This is a genomic window from Parendozoicomonas callyspongiae (assembly GCF_023502345.1).
Lineage (GTDB): Bacteria > Pseudomonadota > Gammaproteobacteria > Pseudomonadales > Endozoicomonadaceae > Sansalvadorimonas > Sansalvadorimonas callyspongiae.
Window position 1 is genome coordinate 1 of the sequence record NZ_JAMFLX010000125.1, and the last position, 757, is coordinate 757.

2 protein-coding genes are annotated in these 757 nt (G+C 46.1%); both read right to left on the reverse strand.

All coding sequences use genetic code 11. From position 1 onward, the window contains the following. Positions 1 to 68 precede the first annotated feature (68 nt). Positions 69 to 350: an addiction module antidote protein gene (locus tag M3P05_RS20585; protein ID WP_249702019.1), complete on the reverse strand. Its 282-nt coding sequence runs from the start codon at positions 348 to 350 to the stop codon at positions 69 to 71. Positions 351 to 353: 3 nt separating this feature from the next. Then, positions 354 to 653 carry a type II toxin-antitoxin system RelE/ParE family toxin gene (locus tag M3P05_RS20590; protein ID WP_249702020.1) on the reverse strand — a complete coding sequence of 100 codons (300 nt, stop codon included), beginning with the start codon at positions 651 to 653 and terminating at the stop codon, positions 354 to 356. Positions 654 to 757: the final 104 nt, after the last annotated feature.

Here is a 757-nt window from a genome sequence, read left to right on the forward strand (position 1 = left end):
TAACGCCTGCATCAGCCGACGCCGCAGGCGGTCGGCTGGATGCACTTGTTAGGCGCGGGGAATTGGATTTAACCGGCAATAGCTAGACGGACTTTGAGAGCACGCAGTAGCCTGTGGATTGTGTCCCATTTTGGTTGGACTTTGCCGCTGAAAGTTTTATATAGGCTCTCTCTGTTGAGGCCAGTTTCTTTGGCTAGTCTGCTAATACCTTTATGCTTTGCAACATGACCTAAAGCAATAATGAAAACACTTGGATCTTCATCAAGATATGCGTCTGTCAGGTACTCTGCAATTTCTTCTTCCCCTTGCAGGAAATCAACTGGATTGAAAGATGAAAGTTTCTCTCCCATGGCTTAATCCTCCAAGTCGTTTAAAATATCTTTAGCTTGCTGAATATCCCTTGCTTGACTTGATTTATCACCACCACAAAGCAAGATTACAAGCTTCCCATCCCGGATTGTGAAATAAACTCTGTAGCCTTTTCCTACAAAAATTCTCATTTCACTCACCGCACCACCAACAGGTTTAACATCACCAAGATTCCCTGCTTCTGCGCGGGTAAGTCGCATAACTATAGCTTTCCTAGCTTGGCGATCTTTAACCTTGGCAAGCCACCTATTGAATGTTTCTGTCGATACAATCTCGTAGCTCATGATACGAGTGTAGCCTATGGGCTACTCGCAGTAAACTAAGAATTGTGAGGCTGTGTAACATGCTGGTTTGAGCGCCTAACGCCCGCGTAAGGGGCTGCGCCGCC

Excerpts from the sequence above, each read along its gene's own strand:
- M3P05_RS20585 (WP_249702019.1), bottom strand. The coding sequence starts at position 350 with ATGGGAGAGAAACTTTCATCTTTCAATCCAGTTGATTTCCTGCAAGGG.
- M3P05_RS20590 (WP_249702020.1), bottom strand. The coding sequence starts at position 653 with ATGAGCTACGAGATTGTATCGACAGAAACATTCAATAGGTGGCTTGCC.